Origin of the sequence: Hydrogenophaga sp. (assembly GCF_018780385.1) — a bacterium.
Classification (GTDB): Bacteria; Pseudomonadota; Gammaproteobacteria; order Burkholderiales; family Burkholderiaceae_C; genus Hydrogenophaga.
Window position 1 is genome coordinate 17,994 of sequence record NZ_JADMJO010000051.1, and the last position, 23,648, is coordinate 41,641.

18 protein-coding genes, 1 tRNA gene and 1 pseudogene are annotated in these 23,648 nt (G+C 66.0%); 10 read left to right on the forward strand and 10 right to left on the reverse strand.

What is annotated here, in order from left to right; genetic code table 11:
* Positions 1–39: 39 nt before the first annotated feature.
* A complete protein-coding gene (locus IV113_RS16835; RefSeq protein WP_291087219.1) occupies positions 40–1,734 on the forward strand; it encodes an AMP-binding protein in 1,695 nt (564 codons plus the stop codon).
* On the opposite strand, the gene IV113_RS16840 is transcribed toward IV113_RS16835, so the two are convergent.
* The 3 genes from IV113_RS16840 to IV113_RS16850 all read right to left on the reverse strand — a co-directional run bounded on the left by IV113_RS16840 (position 1,712) and on the right by IV113_RS16850 (position 3,655).
* Complete coding sequence (locus IV113_RS16840; protein ID WP_363318634.1) at positions 1,712–2,218, reverse strand: low molecular weight protein-tyrosine-phosphatase; 507 nt, start codon at positions 2,216–2,218, stop codon at positions 1,712–1,714. The two genes, IV113_RS16835 and IV113_RS16840, sit on opposite strands and share 23 nt — an antisense overlap.
* A gap of 58 nt (positions 2,219–2,276) precedes the next feature.
* Positions 2,277–2,582 (reverse strand): H-NS histone family protein, encoded by a 306-nt coding sequence (locus IV113_RS16845; protein ID WP_291087223.1) that lies wholly within the window; start codon positions 2,580–2,582, stop codon positions 2,277–2,279.
* A gap of 68 nt (positions 2,583–2,650) precedes the next feature.
* Positions 2,651–3,655, reverse strand: a complete 1,005-nt coding sequence (locus tag IV113_RS16850) for an RluA family pseudouridine synthase (RefSeq protein ID WP_291087225.1) — start codon at positions 3,653–3,655, stop codon at positions 2,651–2,653.
* 605 nt (positions 3,656–4,260) lie between these two features.
* Here IV113_RS16850 and IV113_RS16855 point away from each other — a divergent pair.
* Positions 4,261–7,470, forward strand: a complete 3,210-nt coding sequence (locus IV113_RS16855) for an Rne/Rng family ribonuclease (RefSeq protein ID WP_291087227.1) — start codon at positions 4,261–4,263, stop codon at positions 7,468–7,470.
* 92 nt (positions 7,471–7,562) lie between these two features.
* Here the strand turns inward: IV113_RS16855 and IV113_RS16860 are convergent, their stop codons facing one another.
* The 4 genes from IV113_RS16860 to hemC are packed head-to-tail and all read right to left on the reverse strand — an operon-like array spanning position 7,563 to position 11,914.
* On the reverse strand, positions 7,563–8,873 hold the full coding sequence (locus tag IV113_RS16860; RefSeq protein WP_363318635.1) for a heme biosynthesis HemY N-terminal domain-containing protein: 1,311 nt from the start codon (positions 8,871–8,873) through the stop codon (positions 7,563–7,565).
* On the reverse strand, positions 8,873–10,096 hold the full coding sequence (locus IV113_RS16865) for a uroporphyrinogen-III C-methyltransferase (RefSeq protein WP_291087229.1): 1,224 nt from the start codon (positions 10,094–10,096) through the stop codon (positions 8,873–8,875). Before IV113_RS16865 ends, IV113_RS16860 begins: the two co-directional genes overlap by 1 nt.
* On the reverse strand, positions 10,093–10,956 hold the full coding sequence (locus tag IV113_RS16870) for a uroporphyrinogen-III synthase (RefSeq protein WP_291087231.1): 864 nt from the start codon (positions 10,954–10,956) through the stop codon (positions 10,093–10,095). Before IV113_RS16870 ends, IV113_RS16865 begins: the two co-directional genes overlap by 4 nt.
* A 4-nt stretch (positions 10,957–10,960) precedes the next feature.
* Complete coding sequence (gene hemC, locus IV113_RS16875; protein ID WP_291087233.1) at positions 10,961–11,914, reverse strand: hydroxymethylbilane synthase; 954 nt, start codon at positions 11,912–11,914, stop codon at positions 10,961–10,963.
* Between the two features lie 154 nt (positions 11,915–12,068).
* On the opposite strand from hemC, the gene ppc reads away from it, so the two are divergent.
* The 7 genes from ppc to IV113_RS16910 all read left to right on the forward strand — a co-directional run bounded on the left by ppc (position 12,069) and on the right by IV113_RS16910 (position 20,231).
* Positions 12,069–14,903 (forward strand): phosphoenolpyruvate carboxylase, encoded by a 2,835-nt coding sequence (ppc, locus tag IV113_RS16880; protein ID WP_291087234.1) that lies wholly within the window; start codon positions 12,069–12,071, stop codon positions 14,901–14,903.
* A gap of 24 nt (positions 14,904–14,927) precedes the next feature.
* A complete protein-coding gene (locus tag IV113_RS16885; protein ID WP_291087235.1) occupies positions 14,928–15,785 on the forward strand; it encodes a 3',5'-nucleoside bisphosphate phosphatase in 858 nt (285 codons plus the stop codon).
* Positions 15,785–16,693 carry a DMT family transporter gene (locus IV113_RS16890; RefSeq protein WP_291087236.1) on the forward strand — a complete coding sequence of 303 codons (909 nt, stop codon included), beginning with the start codon at positions 15,785–15,787 and terminating at the stop codon, positions 16,691–16,693. The genes IV113_RS16885 and IV113_RS16890 overlap by 1 nt, the downstream gene beginning before the upstream one ends.
* A gap of 19 nt (positions 16,694–16,712) precedes the next feature.
* Positions 16,713–17,348, forward strand: a complete 636-nt coding sequence (locus IV113_RS16895) for an L-threonylcarbamoyladenylate synthase (RefSeq protein ID WP_291087237.1) — start codon at positions 16,713–16,715, stop codon at positions 17,346–17,348.
* Positions 17,349–17,411: 63 nt separating this feature from the next.
* Entirely contained in the window at positions 17,412–18,080 is a 669-nt protein-coding gene (locus IV113_RS16900; protein ID WP_291087239.1) for a site-2 protease family protein, read from the forward strand.
* Between the two features lie 18 nt (positions 18,081–18,098).
* The gene (locus IV113_RS16905; protein ID WP_291087241.1) at positions 18,099–19,391 is read left to right on the forward strand and encodes a tryptophan--tRNA ligase; all 1,293 of its coding nucleotides are present in this window, start codon (positions 18,099–18,101) and stop codon (positions 19,389–19,391) included.
* 246 nt (positions 19,392–19,637) lie between these two features.
* On the forward strand, positions 19,638–20,231 hold the full coding sequence (locus IV113_RS16910) for a response regulator transcription factor (RefSeq protein WP_291087243.1): 594 nt from the start codon (positions 19,638–19,640) through the stop codon (positions 20,229–20,231).
* Between the two features lie 27 nt (positions 20,232–20,258).
* Here IV113_RS16910 and IV113_RS16915 read toward each other — a convergent pair whose 3' ends face one another.
* Positions 20,259–21,689 (reverse strand): HAMP domain-containing sensor histidine kinase, encoded by a 1,431-nt coding sequence (locus tag IV113_RS16915; RefSeq protein WP_291087245.1) that lies wholly within the window; start codon positions 21,687–21,689, stop codon positions 20,259–20,261.
* A gap of 116 nt (positions 21,690–21,805) precedes the next feature.
* Between IV113_RS16915 and IV113_RS16920 the strand changes: the two genes are divergently transcribed.
* A tRNA-Ser gene (locus IV113_RS16920) sits at positions 21,806–21,893 on the forward strand.
* Positions 21,894–21,959: 66 nt separating this feature from the next.
* Here IV113_RS16920 and serS read toward each other — a convergent pair.
* Both serS and ispH read right to left on the reverse strand, forming a co-directional pair.
* Complete coding sequence (serS, locus tag IV113_RS16925) at positions 21,960–23,273, reverse strand: serine--tRNA ligase (protein ID WP_291087246.1); 1,314 nt, start codon at positions 23,271–23,273, stop codon at positions 21,960–21,962.
* A 48-nt stretch (positions 23,274–23,321) separates the two neighbouring features.
* Positions 23,322–23,648, reverse strand: a pseudogene (gene ispH, locus IV113_RS16930) (4-hydroxy-3-methylbut-2-enyl diphosphate reductase); the annotation flags it as partial.

Consider the following 23,648-nt stretch of genomic DNA (forward strand, 5'->3'; position numbering starts at 1 on the left):
GTAGATTCGTGCGCAGCACACACAACGGAGACAAAACACATGAGCAGAATAGCGCCCGAGCTGCTGGCCCTTCAACGCCTGTACCACTGGGAAAAAACCGCCCCCACCCGCGTGGCCCTCACGCAACCCATGGGAAACGGTGTGGTGCAGGATTTCACCTGGGCACAAGTGGCTGACCAGGTGCGCCGCATGGCGACCCACCTGCAGTCGCACGGCTGGGAGCCAGGCTCCAAGGTGGCCATCCTCTCGAAGAATTGCGCCTGGTGGATGATGAGTGACCTGGCCATCTGGATGGCGGGCTACGTGTCGGTGCCGCTGTACCCCACGCTCGCGCCCGAGACCATCCGACAGATCCTGGCGCACAGCGAGGCCAAGGCCCTGTTCGTGGGCAAGCTGGACGGCTGGGAAGGCATGAAGCCCGGCGTGCCCACCGAGCTGCCCTGCATGAGTTACGCACTCTCGCCAGCAGACGTGGTGAAGAACTGCGAGGGCTGGGACGCGATCTGCAAGCGCAGCCAGCCCATGGCGGGCGAGCCCTTGCGGGACGGCGAAGAACTCGCCACCCTCATCTACACCTCGGGCACCACCGGCATGCCCAAGGGCGTCATGCACACCTTCGCCAACTTCGCCTGGGCACTCGACGCCGGCCTCAAGCGCATTCCCATGTCCGGCACCGACCGCATGTTGTCGTACCTGCCATTGGCCCATGTGGTCGAGCGCATGCTGGTCGAACACGGCTGGCTGCGCACGGGCATGCACGTATTCTTCGCCGAATCGCTCGACACCTTCGCGGCCGACCTGCAGCGCGCGCGGCCCACCATCTTTTTCTCGGTGCCCCGCCTCTGGGTCAAGTTCCAGCAGGGCATCCACCACAAGATGCCACCGGCCAAGCTCAACCGCCTGCTCGGCATCCCTATCCTCGGCGGCATCGTTCGCAAGAAGGTGATGAAAGCCCTGGGCCTGGACCAGTGCACGTTCGCCGCTGGCGGCGCAGCGCCCATGCCCATTGCACTGCTGCAGTGGTACAGCAAGCTGGGCCTGAACATCAACGAAGGCTACGGCATGACGGAGAACCTCGCGCTCTCACACATCACCGAACCCGGCAAGAACCAGCAGGGCACGGTGGGCCCGGCCTATGAAGGCGTGCTGCACCGCCTGGACCCCGAAACCGGCGAGGTGCAGATGCGCAACTCCGCCATGATGCTGGGTTATTACAAGGAGCCCGAGAAGAGCAAGGAGAGCTTCACCAACGACGGTTGGCTCAAGACTGGCGACAAGGGCACGATCGACAAGCAGGGCTTGCTTCGCATCACCGGGCGCGTGAAGGATCTGTTCAAGACCGGCAAGGGCAAGTACGTGGCGCCCGCGCCGATCGAGGACAAGCTGGTGATGCACGAAGCGGTGGAGGCCTGCGTGGTCACCGGCGCCAACCTCGGTCAGCCGCTGGGCATCGTGATGCTCAACGCCGATGCAGTGACCAAAGTGGCCGATCCCGGCGCGCGCAGCGAGCTGGAGGCCTCACTGGCCGCCCACCTCAAGACCATCAATGCCACGCTCGATCCGCATGAGCAACTGCAGTGCATCGTGGTGGTCACCACCGCCTGGACGGTGGACAACGACGTCATCACGCCCACCTTCAAGGTCAAGCGCAACCGCATCGAGGACCTGTACGCCAGGCACTACGAGAGCTGGGAAGCGTCGGGCAAGAAAATCATCTGGCAAAAAGGCGGCTGAGCACTCCGTCGGCGCCCTGCTCGCACAGGCGCAGCACGACCTCAAAACCTTCCGCGTTGCCGTAATAAGGGTCGGGCACCTCCAACGTGCCCGGCACGCCCGCGTACTCCAGAAACAAGTGCAGCTTGTGCTGGTGCTGCGGCGGGCACACATGCTGCAGGTTGGCCAGGTTGTCGCGGTCCATGGCAAGGATCAGATCGAACTGCTCGAAGTCCTCGTCCGTCACCTTGCGCGAACGCTCCTTGGCGATCTGGCTGTAGCCGCGCGCTTGCGCCAGCAGGATGGCGCGGCGATCGGCCTTTTCCCCCCGGTGCGCGCCGTAAGTGCCGGCAGAGTCGAGCGACACCCGGTCGGCCAACCGCCTGCGTTGCACTTCGGCGTGCATCACGCTGGCGGCCATCGGAGAGCGACAGATGTTGCCCATGCAAACGAGAAGGATCCTGGTCATGCCGCAAGGATAGCGAGCCCCGAGAGCGCCCGACATGACGCCTCGGAAAAAACAAAGCCCGCCAGAGGCGGGCTTTGCAAAGGCCGGGAACAACTCAGATCCGGTAGTCGTCGACGCTCTTGCCAGAAGCCAGCACGGCGCGCACCCACTCGGGTTTGCGGCCCGGACCACCCGCCCAGAGCTCGCCGTTCGGGCCGCGGTACTTCGGTGCCGACGCCGATTTGGATTTGGCGGGCTTCTTCGCACCGGTCGTGCCGCCCAGATCGGCCACCGAAATGCCGAATTGTTTCATCTTGGCCTTGATATCGGCGATCACGGAAGCGAGTTCGTCTTTCCGCGCCTGTTCGGCCTGGGCCATCAAGGTTTGGGCTTGCGCCATGAGTTCGGAATAGCTGGCCATTGATAAATCCTTATAAAGATGGAATCGATCGGAATGTGTCATTAAAACTGCCGATACCGAACCACATTCTAATCGCCTTTTCCCGTCCAACCACCAGACCATGGCCGCAGTTCGTCGGGCAAGTCCGCATGCAACTCAACCGGCGTATTTGTGACGGGATGGCTCAATCGAAGGCGCCAGGCATGTAGAAACATGCGCTTCAATCCCGCGCGCGCCAATTGGCGGTTGAGTTCGAAATCACCGTATTTGTCGTCTCCCGCAATCGGATGACCGGCGTTGGCGAGGTGAACCCGGATCTGGTGGGTACGGCCGGTCTTGATGGTCACTTCCAGCAAACTCAGGCCCTCCGGCAGCGCAGATGCGAGTGCCGACGACACCGGCACGCGCGCCACCACCTTCACCAAAGTCACCGAGTGCATGCCGTCGGGGTCTTCCTTGGTCGTCACCTTCACACGCCGTTCACCATCGGCCAGCAGATATTTGTGCAATGGCTGATCCAGCACCTTCAGGCGCGCGGGCCAGGCCCCTTTGACCAGCGCGAGATAGGTCTTGCCGGTTTCGCGTTCGCGGAATTGGTCCTGCAAGGCCTTGAGTGCACTTTTCTTTTTGGCAATCAACAGCAGGCCGCTGGTTTCACGGTCGAGGCGATGGACCAATTCGAGCAACCTGGCGTCGGGGCGGGCCTGGCGCATTTGTTCGATCACGCCAAAACTCACGCCACTGCCCCCGTGAACCGCCACACCAGCGGGCTTGTCGATGGCCAGGAATGCCTCGTCTTCGAAAATCACCGGAAATTGCCGGGCGGGTGCCGGATTGAGTTGCTTTTCTTCCGCCCGCTCGGAGAGGCGTATCGGCGGAATGCGCAACACGTCACCGGCCTGCACGCGGTCGTCCGCCCCAATCCGGCCCTTGTTCCGGCGCACCTCACCCGAGCGGATGATGCGGTAGATGTGCGTCTTGGGCACCCCCTTGAGTTCGCGGAACAGGAAGTTGTCGAGGCGCTGCCCGGCCGACTCTTCGTCCACCGTGAGGTGCCGCACGGCAGCGGCTGCGGAGTTCGGGGGCTGAAGCAAGGGAATCCGAGGGGAAATAGGGACACCACGGTGGCGGTTGACTGTCTATAATGCGTCACTCTCGTCACGTGCTGTAAGTGATTGATTTGCCTTGAGTTTAAGGCAAGCACTGAAGGCGCAGACCTCCCGGCCCGACAAAGCGGGAGACCGACGTGAGAGGTTGCCACCCGCAGCACCCGGCACCTCCCATCGCACCCGCGGCCATTCCCCATGGAATCCCGGTGCGGTCAAGGTGCGGTAGACGCCGCGGGCGAACCGGTTGATGAAAACAGCGAACCCGATTACGGAATACCCCAATCGACCAGCTTTCCAACGTGAAGCTGGTCGAGGACAAAGTGAACACAGAGATAACCCGGCCAGATCCATGTCATTGACAGCCATCCAGCCTTCCCTGCTCACCCAACTCCACGCGCCTACGCCCTGACCTGGCGGTTCGACGCGGCACCTCGGTGCCCGCCTGTGTTGAACGCCTTCCCCGAACTGCGGGTCAACGGCTCTCCGGCAATTCCTCCCCCGTTCGCTTTTTCCGCTGGTTCACGGCGAGTTGACGCCTGTGGTTTTCGAACCCGGGCGTCCTTGTGTGTTTGAACGAAGGAAATCGCATCATGAAACGCATGCTGATCAACGCCACGCAGGCCGAAGAGCGCCGGCTGGCCATTGTGGACGGGCAGAAACTGCTCGACTACGAAATCGAAATCGAAGGGCGCGAACAGCGCAAGGGCAACATCTACAAGGCCGTCGTCACCCGCGTCGAGCCCTCGCTGGAAGCCTGCTTCGTCGACTACGGTGAGGAACGCCACGGCTTCCTGCCGTTCAAGGAAATCTCGCGCCAGTATTTCGCCGCCGGTGTGCCGGTCAACCAGGCCCGCATCAACGACGTGATCCGCGAAGGCCAGGAACTGCTGGTCCAGGTCGAGAAGGAAGAACGCGGCAACAAGGGCGCGGCCCTCACCACCTTCGTGAGCCTGGCCGGCCGCTACGTGGTGCTGATGCCCAACAACCCGCGCGGCGGTGGCGTGAGCCGCCGCATCGAAGGCGAAGACCGTCAGGAACTCAAGCAGGCGCTGGACCAGCTCGAATACCCCAACGGCATGAGCATCATCGCGCGCACCGCCGGCATCGGCCGCGACGCGCCCGAGCTGCAGTGGGACCTGAACTACCTGCTCAAGCTGTGGAACGCGATCGACGGCGCGGCGCAGGGCGGCAAAGGCGCCTACCTGATCTACCAGGAATCGAGCCTGGTGATCCGCGCGATCCGCGACTACTTCAACAGCGACATCGGCGAGATCCTGATCGACACCGACGACATCTTTGAGCAGGCGCACCAGTTCATGAGCCACGTGATGCCCGAGCACGGGCACCGCGTGAAGCGCTACCGCGACGACGCACCGCTGTTCTCGCGCTTCCAGATCGAGCATCAGATCGAAACCGCCTACAGCCGCACCGTGCAGCTGCCCAGCGGTGGCGCCATCGTGATCGACCAGACCGAAGCGCTGGTGGCCGTGGACGTGAACTCGGCCCGCTCCATCAAGGGCGGTGACATCGAAGAGACCGCGACCCGCACCAACCTCGAAGCCGCTGACGAAGTGGCCCGCCAGGCGCGCCTGCGCGACCTGGGTGGCCTGATCGTGATCGACTTCATCGACATGGACGAGTCGAAGAACCGCCGCGACGTGGAAAACCGCCTGCGCGACGCGTTGCGCCAGGATCGCGCCCGCGTGCAGTTCGGCGCCATCAGCAAGTTCGGCCTGTTGGAGATGAGCCGCCAGCGCCTCAAGCCCGCGCTGAACGAAGGTTCGTCCATCCCCTGCCCGCGCTGCGGTGGCTCGGGCCACATCCGCGACACCGAATCGTCGGCGCTGCAGATCCTGCGCATCATCCAGGAAGAGTCGCTCAAGGACAGCACGGCCGCCGTGCTGGTGCAGGTGCCGGTTGAAGTCGCCAGCTTCCTGCTCAACGAGAAGCGCACCGAGATCACCAAGATCGAACTCAAGCAGCGCATCAATGTGCTGCTGGTGCCCAACAAGTCGCTGGACACGCCCAACTACAAGCTCGAGCGCTTGAAGCACGACGACCCGCGTCTGGACAACCTGGACGCCAGCTACAAGCTGGCCGACGAGCCGGATGAAGCCACTGGCTTCACGCGCCGCAGCCAGGAACGCACCAACAAACAGGAACCAGTGATCAAGGGCGTGCTGCCTGACGGTCCGGCACCCGTGGCGGCTCCGCGCCCCGAGGTGGTGGCACCGGTGGCCACTCCCGTGGCAGCCAAGGCTGTTGTGGTCCCCGTGGCCGCGCCCGTCGTGGCTGCTCCGGCCGAAAAGGGGTTCTTCGGCTGGCTCAAGAGCCTGTTCGTTGGTGGTGACGCACCAACCCCCGCACCCAAGCCGGCGGTGGCCGCCCCGGCCGTCAAGCCCGGTGCCCGCGAAGAGCGCGCCGATGGCCGTGGTCAGCGCGAAGGTGGTCGTGACGGTGGCCGCGATGGCCGCAGCCGCGGTGGACGCGGCGGTGCTGAAGGCCGTGGACAACGTGACGGTGGCCGCGAAGGTGGCCGTGGCAGTCGCGAAGGTGGTCGCGAAGGCCGCCAGGTCGAGGGCCGCGGCGAGCCGCGCGGTGAAGGCCGTGTGGAGGGACGCCCGGAAGGCCGTCCGGAAGGACGTGCCGAAGGCCGCGGTGAAGGTCGCCGGGGCGAAGGTCGCGGCGAGCCGCGTGGCGAAGGCCGCAGCGAAGCGCGTGGCGAACCACGCGGCGAGAGCCGGGGAGAACCACGCGGTGAAGGTCGCGGTGAACCACGCGGAGAAGGCCGGGGTGAGGGTCGCCGTGGTGAGGGTCGCCGCGACAACCGCCGCGACGCCACACCGGTTGAGGGCGCAGCGCCTGCTGAATTGGTGAACGGAACACCAGTCACCGCCTCGAGCGAAACGAACGAAAGCGGCGACAACCAGCGCCGCGGTCGTGGTGGGCGCGGTGGCGAGAACCGCCGCCGTCCCGCCGAAGGCGCCGAGGGCCAGGCCCCGATCGTCCAAGGTGATGCCGCACCGGTCACGCAGGAAACTGGCGACAACGCAGAGATGCCCCGCGAAGGCGAGATGGTCGACGGCGGCGATGGCGCACCACGCGCCCCGCGCGAGCGCCGCAGCCGTGACCGTTATGGCCGTGACCGCCGCGAGCGCGGCCCACGCGATCCCAACGCAGCCCCTGAAGGCGGCGAAGACCAGGCAGCACCCGTTACCGAGATGCCCGCCAGCGAAGTCGCCTTTGCCGCAGCCTCGACGCTGGTGCCTTCGCACGAGCCGGTGGACGAAGCCCCCACGCGCAGCTACTTCAGCCTGCCGGTGGAGGCTGCGCCAGCGCCTGTGGTGAACGAAGCGCCCGTGTTCACGCCTGCACCCGTTGCAGCGCCGATCGCAGCACCGGTGGTTGAGCCAGTCGCACCGGCACCTGCAATTGCCTCACCTGTGATGGCACCGGTGGCCGCCCCCGTGGCCGCTCCAGCATCAGCACCCGTCCCTCGCGTGCCGGCACCGAAGCCTGTGGTGACCGAAGCGCCCGCGGCCCGCGGTCTGCCCAAGGTGGCCGGCTTCTCGCTGCCCATGGAGGAGATGCAGCAGGTCGCCCAGGCCAGCGGTCTGGAGTGGGTCAACTCCAACGCTGACAAGGTGGCCCAGGTGCAAGCCGCGATCGCGGCCGAGCCCAAGCCCGTGCACGTGCCCCGCGAGCCCAAGCCCGCGGTGGTGCTGGACGATGGCCCGTTGGTGCTGGTCGAGACCCGCAAGGACCTGCGCGACATGCAGCTGCCTTTCGAGACACGCTGATCGGCACCACCTTCAGGCGCCAGCGCCTGAAGGTATGGACCCCAAAAGAAAAGCGCCCTCGGGCGCTTTTCTTTTGACTGGTGAGCAAACGTTCAGTCCAACAACGCGGCCTGCTTCCAGGCCGCCTGGGCCGCCGTCTCGTCGCCGCGCTCTTCGGCCAGCAAGGCCAGCGAGCGCCAGGTGCGGCGCATCAGTGCAGCGTCATTCAAGCCGTGACTGGCCTGCGTGAGCAGCTGACTGGCCTTGCCCCAAAGTTGACGCTGCATGCAAGCCTGCCCGGCGAGGTACTGCAGAAAGGCGTTGTTCGGCGACAGGCGCTGTTGCAGTTCCAGGCGAGCTAGCCAGGCGCTGTCCAGTTGCGGCAGGCCGGGCTCGAAAGCCGTCACCAGGTGGCGTTGCTGCGCAGGCGTCAGTGCATCGAAGCCCTGCCACAACGGCTCCAGCCAGGAGCGCAGTCGAGCCGCCACCGCGTGGGCTTCATCACCGTCCGCGTCGCTGCGCTGGAGCACCAGTTGGTTACCGCGCCGCGCGGCGGCCAGGGCCAGTTCGGGCATGGCGCGCTCGCTGGCGTCCAGACCGTTCCACACGGCCTCGAGCTGCGCCATGTCGTGTGCTTCGCGCAAGGCGTCGAGCACCAACCCGCGCACGATGCTGCGCGAGGCTTCGGGTGAAAACGCCTTGTGCTTGGCGAGCAGGCGCGCGGTCTCCAGCGCTTCGGAGGTGGCGCCTCCCAGGCGCGCCACCCGCAGCTTGAGCCGCAGCGCCTGGATGCGCCGGCCGGCCCCTTGCGGCAACTCGGCCAGACGGCTGCGCGCAGCCTCCACATCGCGGTCTTCCACCGCCCAGCGCACCGCGCGCAACAGCGCGCCCTCGGACGCATCGGGCGCGCCCTTGGCCAGGGCGGGATCGAGCGCGGCCTGAAGGTTTTCGTCACGCCGCTCGCGGTTCTGCAACGACTGCGCGCTTTCGGCGACCAGCAAGTGCGCGAGCACCTGCAATTGGTCGCGCCGCGGCCACTGGCCTGGCGAGACGGTCTTGAGTTGATCGAGCGCGTGCTGCGCAGCCGACTGCGCCCGCACGAAACGCCCCGCCAGCTGGTGCGCCAATGCGTCCATGACCGAGCCCACCACCGAGCGCTCGACCTGCTGGTTGCGCCATCGCTTAGCCCGAAGGGGCAGGTCTCGAACCAGACCGATGGCCAGCAACGCGGCGTGCAGCAGCACAAAGCCGGCGATCAGGCAGAACAGGACGAAGTTGAAGGAGACGTCGAACCGGTAGGGTGGCCAGAACAGCGTGACCGTGCTCGCGTTGTGTCCCACCAGCAGCGCCAGCGCCACCGCCACGGCGGCCAGCCCCAGCAACCAGAACACGTTGCGCATCGCGCCCCGCTGACCGCGGCGCATCAGCGGCCTCCCGCAGCGGAGGCCAGCGCAGCCAGAGTGGCATCCGGACGCGGCAGTTCGCTGTCGACCAGATCGCGGCGCAGGCGACCCAGCAGTGCTTGCGCGCTGGCCACCCGGGGCGCGCTGGTGTCGAAGTAGCGCGCGATGGACGCCTCCACCGCGACCACATCGGCCTGGCTGGCGGCCATGTGCCGGGCCAGCAGCCCCAGGCGGGCGTTGAGCAGCTTCAGCTTGATGTTTTCGCGCAGGAAGAACGCCTGCTCGGGCGCGAGCAGCGCGGCCTCAGGCCGGTCGATGCGGCTCACGCGGACCAGTTCGCGGCCACTGCGCGTGACCTCGGCCCAGGTGCGCTCCCACAGGGCGCTCCACCAGCCGGACACACGTGCCCAGCCCTGGCTGAACCCGCCGGGCTCGGCAACCGGCTCGCTCTCCAGAACGGGCTTGCGGGCTTCAGGAGCAGTTGGTGCCGCGCTGGCAGCGGGCGGCGAAGCAGGGTTCTTTGCAGACGCTGGCACCGGCTCCGCTACCGTCTTGCGGGCGGCTGGCGCCGCCTTCCGCAAGCCGACCTGATTGAGCACGGGCCAGTCGTCCACCTGCCGAGCCAACTCGTCCAGCCGCAAGGCCAGGGCGGGAATGTCGGCCAATGGAGCGGCCTGGATGCGTTCGATGTCGCGTGCAATGGCGCGCTGCACAGGGTTCAGCCGTGGCTGGGCGGCTCGGGCAATGCGCTGGTCGGCGGCCTGGAGCGCGGAGACGATCGGCTGGGCACTGCCGGTGAGCTGGGCCTGCTGCTGCGCCAGCTTCACTGCCGACTCCAGGTCCTGCACGAGGTTGTCGTCGCGCGAGCGTGAAAGCGCCAGCATGAGTTCTTCGAGCTGGCTGCGCTGCAGGCTCACCTCGGACAAGCGCACCTCCGCCACGGCCAGGCGCGCCTGCAACTCCTGCGCCAGCGCCTCGGCCTGCGCGGCCATCGTGCGGGCTTCCACGGCCTGCTCGCCGCTCTCTTGCACGCGGCGGGCCAGCTCCTGCTGGGTGAGGCTGAGCTTTTGCCACAGCAAGCCGGCCAGCACGAGTGCCAGCGCGGCCAGCAGCACGGCCAGCCACGTCAGCCCCGTGCCGGGGCGACGCAACGCCGGAGATGAAGACAGCGGCGGTGCGTGGCTCGGCGCCACGGCGGGCGCCGCGGTGTCGGTGGAGGGGTGAACGGGTTGGTTGGAGCTCATGGTGCAGTGCACTCTGATTCTAGGGCGCGCAACACATCGGGCAGGCTGGGACGTGATTCAATCACACGCCCGAAGCCCGTGTCGCGTGCAGCCTGGGCAATGCGCGGATGCGTCACCAGCGCGGTGGCCGCGCTCCAGCTGGCCGACGGTTGTGCCACGCGCAGCGCAGCCAGCGCCTCGGAACTGCTGAACAGCCACACACTGTCAGCCAGGGTGGCCTGCGCCATGAGCGCGCGATCGGCGTCGTCGAACACCGGCGGGCGCCGTTCGTAGGCCACACAGCCTTCCACCCGCGCACCCAGGGCCTCGCATTGGCGAATCAACCAGTCGCGCCCATGTCCTGGCACAGGGCCTTCAGCCGCAGGTGCTTCCATGGACGAGCCCCGCACGATCAGGATCCGGCTTCCAGCCACCACCTGCGAGGCGACCACGGGCCACAGGTGCTCGGAATCGAATTGCGCGGCGTCGGCTGGCGGCGAGTCGATGCGTTCGGGCGCAATGCCCAGGGCGCCGAGCGCCTGCGCTAGCAGGCGCGCCGTGCCCGGCCCCGGTGCCCAGAAGCGTGTGTTGAACGGCGCCAGCGGACGTGCAACCGAACCCTCGGCAAAAAAATGGCTCACGGCCGCGCCGCTCACGAACAGCAGCGCATCAACGTGTGACCATTTCGCGCGCCAGACCTGCAAGGCAGCCCTGGCCTCGCTGGTCGACGGCTCGCCAATGTCGATCAAGGGCAGTGCCTGCGCTGGCCAGCCTTGGGCGCGCAGCGCTTGCACCCAGTGGGCGGCTTCACCCGCGGGACGGGTGACGATCAGCCGCGCCAGCCGGCCGGGTGCGGGCCGCTGGACGGTGGGCGCACTCAAGGTCTCAGACCTCCACCGGCGGCGGCGTGGCGCCGGCCGCACGCAGGTCGGCGGCCACGCGCTGACCCAGCGCCTCGGCCTCGGCGAGCGTGTGCACACGTGCCTGCCCGCTCACCCGCACCACCGCCTGCTGGCCCCGCGGATCGCCCCAGGCGGCGTCAAGCTTCAGTGTGCCGTCTGCCTGCCAGTCGGCGTAGGCCGCCAAGGGCATGGAGCAGCTGCCACCCATGGCACGCGAGACGGTGCGCTCGGCCGCGACGCGCTGCCAGCTGGCGGTGTGCGCCAGCGGCGCCAGCGCGTCGATCAGGTCTTGCCGATCCGATCGCACCTCGATGCCCAGGGCCCCCTGGCCGGCCGCAGGCAAGGATTCGACAGGCTCGAAGATGTGGCGGATGCGCTGACCCAGGCCCAGCCGCTTGAGGCCGGCCGCGGCCAGCACGATGGCGTGGTACTGGCCTTCGTCGAGCTTGCGCAGGCGCGTATCGAGGTTGCCGCGCAGCGGTTCAATGCGCACGTCGGTGCGACCCAGCCGGTCCAGGGATTCGCGCAACAACACCAGGCGGCGCAGGCTGGAGGTGCCCACCACCGCGTTTGCCGGCAGCTCGGCCAGTGATGCACATTGCGGCGACACCCAGGCATCGCGCGGGTCTTCGCGCTCCATCACGCAGGCCAGCGCAAAGCCTTCGGGCAGCTGCATCGGCACGTCCTTGAGCGAATGCACCGCGATGTCGGCGCGGCCCTCTTCCAGCGCCACTTCCAGTTCCTTGACGAACAGGCCTTTGCCGCCGACCTTGGACAGGCTGCGGTCCAGGATCTGGTCGCCCAGCGTGGTCATGCCCAGCAGCGTCACCCGGTGGCCCAGGCCTTCCAGCAAGGCCTTGACGTGTTCGGCCTGCCACAACGCCAGGCGGCTCTCGCGGGTGGCGATGGTGATGGCCAGAGGGGTGGAAGTGGGCATGGACGGAAGGGAGGATCTGGGGGCGGCGCAACGCGCGAAATTTGGTACCCGGTTCGTAACCGGGCAGGGTGTTTTTGAATGCTAGCATGGCCCTTCGACCGGGTTTTCTCCAGATCACCCGGCCCTGTCGGCAGGCCTCTCATCTCCCAACACCATGAGCCGAACGATCGCGCAAACCCGCACCCGCCCTTCCAGCCGCGCCGACAAGGACCAGCCCCTCATCGACGACATCCGCCTGCTCGGCCGCATCCTGGGCGACGTGATCCGCGAACAGGAAGGCCTGGCGGCCTTTGCGCTGATCGAGCAGATCCGCCAGCTCTCGGTGGCGTTTCGTCGCCACGCCGATCAGTCAGCCGACAAAGCGCTCAAGAAGCTGCTCAAGGGCCTGAGCGGTGACCAGACGGTGAGCGTGATCCGCGCCTTCACCTACTTCAGCCACCTGGCCAACCTGGCCGAGGACCGCCACCACATCCGCCGCCGCGCCGTGCACGAGCGCGCTGGTGAGCTGCAGGAAGGCAGCCTGGCGCGCACGCTGCAGCGCCTGCACAAGGCCGGCATCGCACCGGGCGCGATCGTCGACACGCTGGCGCTCAGCCACATCTCACCCGTGCTCACGGCCCACCCCACCGAGGTACAGCGCAAGAGCATCCTGGACGCCGAGCGCGCCATCGCACGGTTGCTCGGCGAACGCGACGAACAGGAGCGCCTGCCGCGCGAGCGCGACGACATCGAGGCGCAGATCCGCGCACGCGTCACCCAGCTCTGGCAAACACGCCTGCTGCGCTTCACCAAGCTCACCGTGGCCGACGAGATCGAGAACGCGCTGAGCTACTACGAAGCCACCTTCCTCACGCAGATCCCGCGCCTGTACCGCGAACTCGAGGAAGGCCTGGGCGACAGTGGCGAGAACGCCGTGATTGCGCCCTTCCTGCGCATGGGCCAGTGGATCGGTGGCGACCGCGACGGCAACCCCAACGTGACCGCGCAGACACTCGAACTGGCACTGCACAGCCAGGCCGACATGGTGCTGCGCCACCACCTCACGCAGTTGCACCACCTGGGCGCGGAGCTCTCGGTGTCGGCCATGCTCACCAGCGTGAGCCCGGCCATGCAGGCGCTGGCCGAGCGCTCGCCCGACACCAACGCCCACCGCCAGGACGAGCCCTACCGCCGCGCGCTCACCGGCATGTACGCGCGTCTGGCGGCCACGCTCCACCACCTCACCGGCGGCGAGGCGGCACGCCACGCCATCGCGCCTCAAGACGCCTACACCAGCGCCGCCGAGCTGCTGGGCGACTTGCGCACGATCCAGGCCTCGCTCAAATCACACCACGGCGCCGCACTGGCGCGCGCGCGCCTGCAGCCGCTGATGCGCGCGGTGCAAGTGTTCGGTTTTCACCTGGCCACGGTCGACCTGCGGCAAAGCTCCGACAAGCACGAGGAGGTGGTGGCCGAACTCCTGGCTGCGGCGCGCATCGAACCGCAGTATTCGCAGCTCGATGAAGCCGGCAAGCGAGCCGTGTTGCTGCGCCAGCTCAACGACGCGCGACCCTTGCGCGTGCCCGGTGTCACGTACTCGGCCCACACGCTGGGCGAGCTGGCGATCTTCGACACCGCCAGCAGTGGGCGCGAGCGTTTCGGCGCGCAGGCCATCCGCCACGCCATCATCAGCCACACCGAGACCGTGAGCGACCTGCTCGAGGTGTTGCTGCTGCAGAAAGAGGCCGGGCTGATGCGCGGCACGCTGAATGAAGACGCCCTGTGCGACCTGATCGTGGTGCCGCTGTTCGAAACGATCGAAGACCTGCGCAACGCCGCCCCCATCATGCGCGAGTACCTGGCTCTGCCCGGTGTGCGCGCCATGGTCGAACGGGGCGCAGCCGATGGCTACTGCGAGCAGGACATCATGCTCGGCTACTCCGACAGCAACAAGGACGGCGGCATCTTCACCAGCAACTGGGAGTTGTATCGGGCCGAGATCGCACTGGTCGAGTTGTTCGACGCCCTCAATCAAGGTCGGGGAAAAACGATCCAGCTGCGGATGTTCCATGGCAGGGGAGGAACAGTGGGCAGGGGCGGTGGCCCGAGTTTTCAGGCCATCCTGGCGCAGCCGCCGGGCACGGTGCGTGGCCAGATCCGTCTGACCGAGCAAGGCGAGGTGATTGGCTCCAAGTACGCCAACCCCGAGATCGGCCGGCGCAACCTCGAAACCCTGGTGGCCGCCACGCTGGAGGCCACACTGCTCAAACCCACGCGCAACGCGCCAGCGGCCTTCCTGACCGCGGCCGACGAGCTTTCGCGCCAGAGCATGGCCGCCTACCGCGCACTGGTCTACGACACCCCGCGCTTTGCCGAGTACTTCTTCGCCTCCACACCGATCCGCGAGATCGCCGAGCTCAACATCGGCTCGCGCCCGGCCTCGCGCAAAGCCACTCAGAAGATCGAAGACCTGCGAGCCATCCCCTGGGGCTTCAGCTGGGGCCAGTGCCGACTCACCCTGCCGGGCTGGTACGGGTTTGGTTCGGCGGTGCACACCTTTCTGCACCGCGACGGTCCCAAAGGCGTGGCCGCACAAAAGGCGCTGTTGCAGAAAATGGTGAAGCAGTGGCCCTTCTTCAGCACCCTGCTCTCCAACATGGACATGGTGCTGGCCAAGAGCGATCTGGCGCTCGCCTCCCTCTACTCGGAGCTGGTGCCCGACAAGCGCCTGCGCAACCACGTGTTCAAGGCCATTGAGGCCGAGTGGCACCGCACGGCCGACGCACTGGCGCTCATCACCGGTGAAAAGCAGCGCCTGGTGAACAACGCCGCGCTGCAGCGCTCCATGCGCCACCGCTTCCCCTACATCGACCCGCTGCACCACCTGCAGGTGGAACTTGTGCGGCGCTACCGCGCGGGGGAAAACGACGCAGATCGCAACGAACGTGTGCGCCGCGGCATCCACATTTCGATCAACGGCATTGCGGCCGGCCTGCGAAACACAGGGTGAATGGGTAAAACCTAAAATGACCCGGTGAACACATTGACCAACGCCGACCTGCACTGCCACTCCGTCGTCTCTGACGGCACCCTCACGCCCGAGGCGCTGGCGCAGCGCGCCCAGGCCAACGGCGTGGAACTGTGGGCCCTGACCGACCACGACGAACTCGGTGGACAGGATCGCGCCATGGCGGCTGCGCGTGAGGTGGGCATGAGTTACCTCACAGGCGTCGAGATCTCGGTGACCTTCCTGGGCATCACGGTGCACATCGTCGGCCTGGGCATGGACCACACGCATCCCGCGCTCTTGGCCGGCCTGCGGGCCACGCGCGGCGGGCGCGAACAGCGCGCACGCGACATGAGCGACGACCTCGCCCGTGTGGGCATCAAAGGTGTCTATGAAGGCGCCTTGAAGTACGTGGGCAACCCCGAGCTCATCTCTCGCTCGCACTTCGCGCGCTATCTGGTGGAAATCGGCGTGAGCAAGGACACCAACGACGTCTTCCGCAAATACATCACCGAAGGCAAACCCGGATTCGTGCCACACCGCTGGGCCAAGCTGGCCGATGCGGTGGGCTGGATCACGCAGTCCGGCGGCGTGGCCGTGATCGCCCACCCGGGCCGCTACAAGCTCACGCCCAATGAAGAGTTCGCGCTGTTCACCGAATTCAAGAACCACGGCGGTCAGGCGGTGGAGGTGATGACCGGTGCGCACAACCAGTCCGACTACGCGAAATACGCGGGCTACTGTCAGGAATTCGGCCTCGCCGCATCGCGCGGCAGCGATTTCCACAGCCCCGAAGAGAGCCACATGGACCTGGGCAAACTGCCCGACCTGCCCGGCAGCGTCACGCCGGTGTGGGAGCTGCTGCAGTCGCGCATCCTGCAGTGATGGTGGAGCCGACGCGCTACCCGCCCGCGCAGGCCGCGCTGGGCATTGGCTTCCTGGTCCTGGCCACAGCGTTCTTTGCCGTGCTGGACACCACCGTGAAGTACGTCGGCGCTTTCGTGCCGGTGTTGATGGCCGTGTGGTTCCGCTACGCGTTCCACGCCGTGCTGGTCACGGCGGTCATGCTGCCGCTGCGCGGGCGCAGCCTGCTGCAAACCGCGCACCCCCGCTTCCAGGTGTTGCGCGGTGCCTTGCTGCTGGCCGTGAGCGCGATTTCTTTCGTGGCACTGCAGTACATGCCGGTGGGCGAATTCACCGCCATCGTCATGATCACGCCCCTGGTGGTCACGCTGCTGGCCGCGCTGTTCCTGCGCGAGCGCGTGTCGCCGCTGCGCTGGGTGCTGGTGTGCGGCGGCTTCGCCGGCGCGCTGCTGGTGGTGCAACCCGGTGGTGAGGTGATCGGCTGGGCCAGCTTGCTGCCACTGGTGATGGTGTTCACCTACGCCTGGTTTCAGATTCTGACCAGCAAGATGGCGCGCACCGAAGACCCCATGACCATGCACTTCTACACCGGTTGGGTTGGTGCACTCGTGGCCAGCCTGGCGCTGCCGTTCGTGTGGAAGGCCATTCCTGATGTGAGCACCTTCGCGCTGCTGTGCCTCATCGGCTTGATGGGCACCGTCGGCCATTTCCTGCTGATCCTGGCGTTCAAACGCACGCAGGCGTCCACGCTCACGCCCTACCTCTATGGCCAGATCGGCTTCGCCATGTTCTGTGGCTGGGTCGTGTTCGGCCATGTGCCGGGTCGGCTGGAGCTCATCGGCATCGCGATGATCGTGCTGTGCGGCGCCACCGCCAGCTGGCTCACCGCGCGCGACCGACGCCTGCCGGTGGACCAACCCGAGGCTTGAGCGGGATCACAATCGCGCCATGTCCCAGTTTTTCGAAGTCCATCCCGAGAATCCCCAACCACGACTGCTCAAGCAGGCAGTGCAGTTGCTGGAGCGGGGCGGCGTGCTGGCCGTGCCCACCGATTCGAGCTACGCGCTGGTCTGCCACCTCGACGACAAGACCGCCGCCGACCGCCTTCGCCGCATCCGCCAGGTGGACGACAAGCACCACCTCACGCTGATCTGCCGCGACCTGAGTGAACTTGCCAGCTACGCTCGGGTCGACAACCGCCAGTACCGGTTGCTCAAACTCGCAACACCGGGCCCCTACACCTTCATCCTGGAGGCCAGCAAGGAGGTGCCGCGGCGCCTGAGCCATCCCTCGCGCAAGACCATCGGCCTGCGCGTGCCTGAGCACAAGACGCTGCTGGAGCTGCTGGGCCTGCATGGTGCGCCGTTGCTCTCCACCACGCTCATCCTGCCCGGCCAGATCGCCCCACTGAACGATGCCCAGGAGATCCGCGAACGTCTGCAGCACGAGCTGGCCGGAGTGATCGACGCCGGCGCCTGTGCGTTGGAACCCACCACGGTGATCGACCTCACGCCGATGGGCAGCGGCGGGGATCCCGAAGTGATCCGCGCAGGCCAGGGCGCCCTCGGTCCGCTCGGGCTCTGAGCCGCCACGCCGGGGCCATCGCCCAGTCTGGGACAATACCCATTTGCCCACAGCGCACCCTCCATGGATTTCGCCCAGATCGTTCAAACCGTCGCCCTCTACGCCATTCCGGTGCTGTTCGCCATCACGCTGCACGAGGCAGCGCATGGTTACGCGGCCCGGCACTTCGGCGACCGCACCGCCGAACTCATGGGACGCATCACGCTCAACCCGGTCAAGCACATCGATCCGGTCGGCACCATCGCCATGCCGCTGATCCTGTACTTCGCCACCGCAGGGGCCTTCCTGTTTGGCTATGCCAAACCGGTGCCGGTCAACTTCGGGCGCCTGCGCAACCCCAAGCGCGACATGGTGTGGGTTGCCCTGGCAGGGCCCGGAGCCAACCTGTTCCAGGCGATCGCCTGGACCGTGCTGCTCTATGTGCTGGCCGCGCTGGGCGTACAGGAACAGTTCTTCCTGCAGATGTGCCGCGCGGGCGTGCTGGTGAACCTGGTCATGTTCGCTTTCAACCTCTTCCCCCTCCCCCCGCTGGACGGGGGGCGCATTCTGGTGGGTCTGTTGCCCATGCGCCAGGCCGAACTGGTCTCACGCGTCGAGCCCTGGGGCTTCTTCATCGTCATGGCCTTGGTCATCAGCGGTGTGGTGGGCAATCTCTGGTTGCGCCCCCTGATGCTGCTCACCAGCAACGCCATCGAGGTGCTGCTCACACCCCTTCGCATGCTGATCCTGTAAACGCGACTTGCTCCGCCCATGAAAACCCAACGCGTCCTCACCGGCATCACCACCTCGGGCACGCCCCATCTGGGCAACTACGTGGGCGCCATCCGCCCCACGGTGCGCGCCAGCCGCCTGGCCGAGGTCGAGAGCTTCTACTTCCTGGCCGACTACCACGCGCTCATCAAGGTGGGCGAGCCCGCGCGCGTGCAGCGCTCCACGCTGGAAATTGCCGCCACCTGGCTGGCCTGCGGGCTCGATCCCGACAAGGTCACCTTCTACCGCCAGTCCGACATCCCCGAGATTCCCGAGCTCACCTGGTTCCTGACCTGTGTGACCGGCAAGGGCGTGCTCAATCGCGCGCACGCCTACAAGGCCTCGGTCGACAAGAACACCGCGGCCAACGTGGACCCGGACGCTGGCGTCACCGCCGGTCTCTTCATGTACCCGGTGCTGATGGCGGCCGACATCCTCATGTTCAACGCGCACCAGGTGCCGGTGGGGCGTGACCAGATCCAGCACATCGAGATGGCGCGCGACATCGCGGCCAGCTTCAACCACCTCTACGGCGAGCACTTCACGCTGCCCGAGGCCGCCATCGAAGAAAACGTGGCCACCCTGCCCGGGCTTGACGGCCGCAAGATGAGCAAGAGCTACGACAACACCATCCCGCTATTTGCGCCGCGCGAGCAGTTGAAGAAACTCATCATGGGCATCGTGACCGACTCGCGCTCACCCGGCGAGCCCAAGTCCACCGATGGCTCGGCGCTGTTCCAGCTGTACCAGGCCTTTGCCTCGGCCGATGAAACCGCAGCACTGGCGAAGGCCTACGCAGACGGCATTGCCTGGGGCGAGGCCAAGCAGGTCCTGTTCGAACGCCTGGACCAGGAAATTGCACCGCTCCGCTTGGTCTACGACGAATTGATCCACGAGCCCGTGCGGATTGAAAAGACCTTGAAAGCAGGCGCTGAAAAAGCACGCGCCATCGCCACCCCATTCACATCAAAACTGCGCCATGCCGTCGGCTTGCGTCCGCTTCAGGTGGCGGCGGCTCCCGTGGTCAGCAAGGGCAGCAAGAGTGCCACCCCCAGTTTCAAGCAATACCGGGAACAGGACGGCCTGTTCTATTTCAAGCTGCTCGACGCCCAGGGCGCGCTTCTGCTGCAAAGCACCGGTTTCGCCGCTCCCCGCGATGCGGCTCAAGCCATGCTGCGCCTGCAGCGCGAAGGCAACGTGGCGCTGGAAGCCCTGTCGGGCCAGCTGGCGTCCCGTGGCGACCCTGCGTCCGTGTCGGCTGCCCTGCAGTCCTTCGGCGAGCAGACCGACTGAACCCGCGTGACCCCGACACAGCCATGCCCCCGCAGAAAGCCTCAGCGAAGGGTGTTTTCTTTTGGGTAACATCCCGCCTCCCATGCGCGTACCATGTGGGGTATTCGATGGAAGCCCACGCCGCGCGACGCATATCGTGCAACAAGTCCCATCTCAGGACTGATTTCGCCGGAGGCGTCTATCGCCAAAGGTTAAAGTTGCCGATATGCTCTTCGGTTGAAACCATTACTACCAGCACAGCCCGATATGAGTATTTTTGTTATTGACGACCACCCGCTCATGCGTGAAGCCGTCGTCATGCTGCTTCGCCGCCTTCGGGCCTCGACCCAGGTGATTGAACTCGAGCGGCTGGCGTCCGTGAGCAAGGCCATCGCCGAACATGGTGAGCCAGAGCTGGTTTGCCTCGACCTCAAACTGCCCGACACCAACGGCGTGTCCGGTGTGCGCGAAGTCCGCCAGATGTTGCCCGATACATCGCTGATTGTGCTGTCGGCATCACCCTCATCCGACTACGAAGACCTGGCCCGCGAAGCCGGCGCCGACGCCTATGTGGAAAAGTCGGCCGGAGCCGCACAGATCGCGAAGGTGCTGCGCGAATTCCTGACCGAAGAAGTGGAAGACGAAAACGCCCCCACCATTCCGGACAAGCTCTCCAAACGCCAGAAACAGCTGCTGGTCATGCTGGACCGTGGCCTGAGCAACCGCGACATTGCCGAACAACTGCAGATCAGTGAGCACACCGTCAAGGTGCACCTGTGGCGCCTGTTCCGCCGCCTCAACGTCAAGAGCCGCTCGCAGGCCAGCCACCTCGCTCGCACCGCTGGTTTGCTGGACCTCTGATCCAGCGGCGGCGCAGCGCGCCCGTGATCAGGCCGCGCTGCGCACCACCGTGGGTTCAGGCATCCCGGTGGCTTCCTGCTGGGTAAAGGCCGGCAGCATCACCCTGAAGACACTGCCCCGGTTTGCCTCCGACGTCAGGGCCAGCTGGTAGCCCATCAGCGACGCGAGCTTGGACACGATCGTCAAACCCAGGCCCAGACTGTCCTCGGTGCCTTGGTGCTGGGACACACGAAAGAACTCCTGAAAGATCGCTTGCTGGTGCTCGCGGGCAATGCCCACGCCTGTGTCCCAGACTTCGAACACCAGCATGTCCTCGCGCTGACGCAACGCCAGCAACACGCCACCTTGGTGGGTGTGCCGCAGCGCGTTGGACACCAGATTGCCCAGAATGCGACGCAGCACCACGGGATCCGACCACAGCGTGGTGGGCCGCGTGTGGGAACGCAGCCGCAGAGACTTGCCCACCGCCACCGGCTCGAACTGCAACGACAGATCAGCGAACAGTTTCTCCACGTCCACGTGCTGCAACCGCACCTTGTAGTTGCCTGCATCGATGCGTGTCAGGTCGAACAGCGAATCAAACAACTCGTTGATGGCGCGGGTGGACTGAAGAATGCGCGGCGCGATGTCGCGTGCCATTTCGGGCTCGGTGGCCAGCCAGTCGGCATAAAGGCTGAGTGCGTGCACCGGCTGCCGCAAGTCGTGGGCAGCCGAAGCCAGAAAGCGGTTTTTGGTGGCCACCGCACGCAACGAGGCGCGTGTCTGCAGTGTGAGCGAGTCGATCAGCTCCTGGTTGGAGAACTGCAACTCAAAACTGGCCCGGTGCACCTCGTGCATGCGTGTTCCCGTCATGAACAGCAAACCCCAGAACGCCACCAGGAGAGCCATGAGGACCAGTCCGGTCTGCATTGCCCCGGCCGGCTGGGGCAACAGCACCATGACGACGACCAGACTCAAGAGCACCGAGAGCATGAGTGCGTTGGCATAAGTGCGGTAGACCGGCAGGTAGGCGCTGAAGGACGTGAGCGTGAGAAGCCCCTGACCCAGCACCACCAGCGCGCAAACGAACTGGGTGGCGATGGGTGCCTGTTGGTAACTCAGCAGCACCGGCCCGCCCCACAGCAGGGCCACAGCGGCCCAACTCCAGTGGTAGCGGTTGATGAAGGTGATGCGCTGCGGTCCTTCCAAGCTGTCGTGGCGCAAACGGTAGATGCCGATCAGGCGGTAGCGGTAGACCAGCATCGCCAGCATCAGCGCGGTCCAGATCAGAAGGCCGACGGTGTTGACGTCTCCCGCCATCATGTAGACGAGCAGCGGCAGCGAGAGCGTGGCTGCCAGCAACGATGGGCCCATGTTGTCCATCAACACGCCGATGAGTTGCGAATTCACCCAATGGTCACGCACTTCCGGCGATGCCGGCACGTGTTGGTAAGTCGCGGGTTGGGTGTCGACGAGCATGGGTGGGTGGAATGCGGCAGTGGCGCATTGTCTCACCCACCTCGGGCAACTGGCGCGCAGACATCCCGTCGTTTTGCGCCTGCTATACTCGCCGGTTCGCGATGAAGACCGACACCGGAGAGGTGGCAGAGTGGTCGAATGTACCTGACTCGAAATCAGGCGTACCGCAAGGTACCGTGGGTTCGAATCCCACCCTCTCCGCCAGACGTGAAAAAGCCACCGGACCCGGTGGCTTTTTTGTGGGCGAAACCTGCCTTGTTCAAGCCGGCTTCACGACGGATTCAAACGCTCCAGCCCGCCCATGTACGGGCGCAGCACCTCGGGTACGGTCACGCTGCCATCGGCGTTCTGGAAATTCTCCAGCACCGCCACCAGCGCACGGCCCACCGCCAGGCCCGAGCCGTTGAGGGTGTGCACGAGTTCGTTCTTGCCCTGCGCATTCTTGAAGCGAGCCTGCAGGCGCCGCGCCTGGAAGGCCTCGCAGTTGGAGACCGAGCTGATCTCGCGGTAGGTGCCCTGCGCGGGCACCCACACTTCCAGGTCGTGCGTGCGGGTGGCGCCAAAGCCCATGTCGCCGGTGCACAGCGCGAGCACGCGATACGGCAGGCCCAGCTTCTGCAGCACGGCTTCGGCGTGGCCGGTCATGGCCTCCAGGGCTTCGTAGCTTTTGTCGGGGTGCACGATCTGCACCATCTCCACCTTGTCGAACTGGTGCTGACGGATCATGCCGCGCGTGTCACGCCCGGCGCTGCCGGCCTCCGACCGGAAGCACGGTGTGTGCGCCGTCAGCTTGATCGGCAGTTCGGTCTCGGCCACCACGGTGTCGCGCACGGTGTTGGTCAGCGTTACTTCGCTGGTGGGAATCAGGTAGAGCGCCTGCGTGTCGGGCGCGGCCTCGCCTTCCTGGCCGCCCTTTTTCACCGCGAACAGGTCGGCTTCGAACTTGGGTAGCTGACCGGTGCCGCGCAGGGTGTCGGCATTCACGATGTAGGGCGTGTAGCACTCGGTGTAGCCGTGCTCCTGAGTCTGCACGTCGAGCATGAAGGCGCTGAGTGCGCGGTGCAGGCGCGCGAGCGGGCCGCGCATGAAGGTGAAGCGCGAGCCGGCGAGCTTGGTGCCGGTTTCAAAATCGAGTCCGAGCCTTTCGCCCACATCCACGTGGTCGCGCACCGGGAAGTCGAACACTCGCGGCGTTCCCCAGCGGCGCAGCTCCACGTTGCCGTGCTCGTCGCTGCCCACCGGCACACTTTCATGGGGCAAGTTGGGCACGGCCTGCAGCAGGTTATGCAGTTCGGTTTGAATCACCTCAAGTCGCGTGGCGGAGGCATCCAGTTCGGTCTTGAGTGCGCCCACCTGCGCCATCACGGCGTCGGCGCTTTCGCCCTTGGCCTTGAGCTGGCCGATCTGTTTGGAGAGCGTGTTGCGCTGGCTTTGCAGCTCTTCGGTGCGGGTCTGCAGCGTCTTGCGCTCCGTCTCCAGGGCCTGGTAGGCGGCCACATCCAGAAACGGCTGTGGGCTCTTGCGCGTTTCAAGCCGCGCCACGACCCCGGGGAGGTCTTTTCTCAGTTGAACGATGTCTAGCATGCGGCGATTGTAGGTTTGGGCAGAAGGCACCCTGGGTGCCCCGGCGGCTCAGCGCAGGTGCTGCAGCGGCGCGGCGTCTTCGCCGTCCATCTTCAGGCCTTTGGGCAGCGGGAACTTGATGGTCTCGGTCAGGCCGTCCATGGTGCGCACGGAGAGGGCGCCCAGTGCCTTGATGCGCTCGATCACCTGGCGTACCAGAATCTCGGGCGCAGATGCGCCGGCGGTGAGACCCACGCGGCTCTTGCCTTCGAACCACTCGGCGCGCAGCTCATCGGCGTTGTCGACCATGTGGCTGACCGTGCCGAGCTTGAGCGCGACTTCGCGCAGGCGGTTGCTGTTGGAGCTGGTGGGGCTGCCCACCACGATCACGATGTC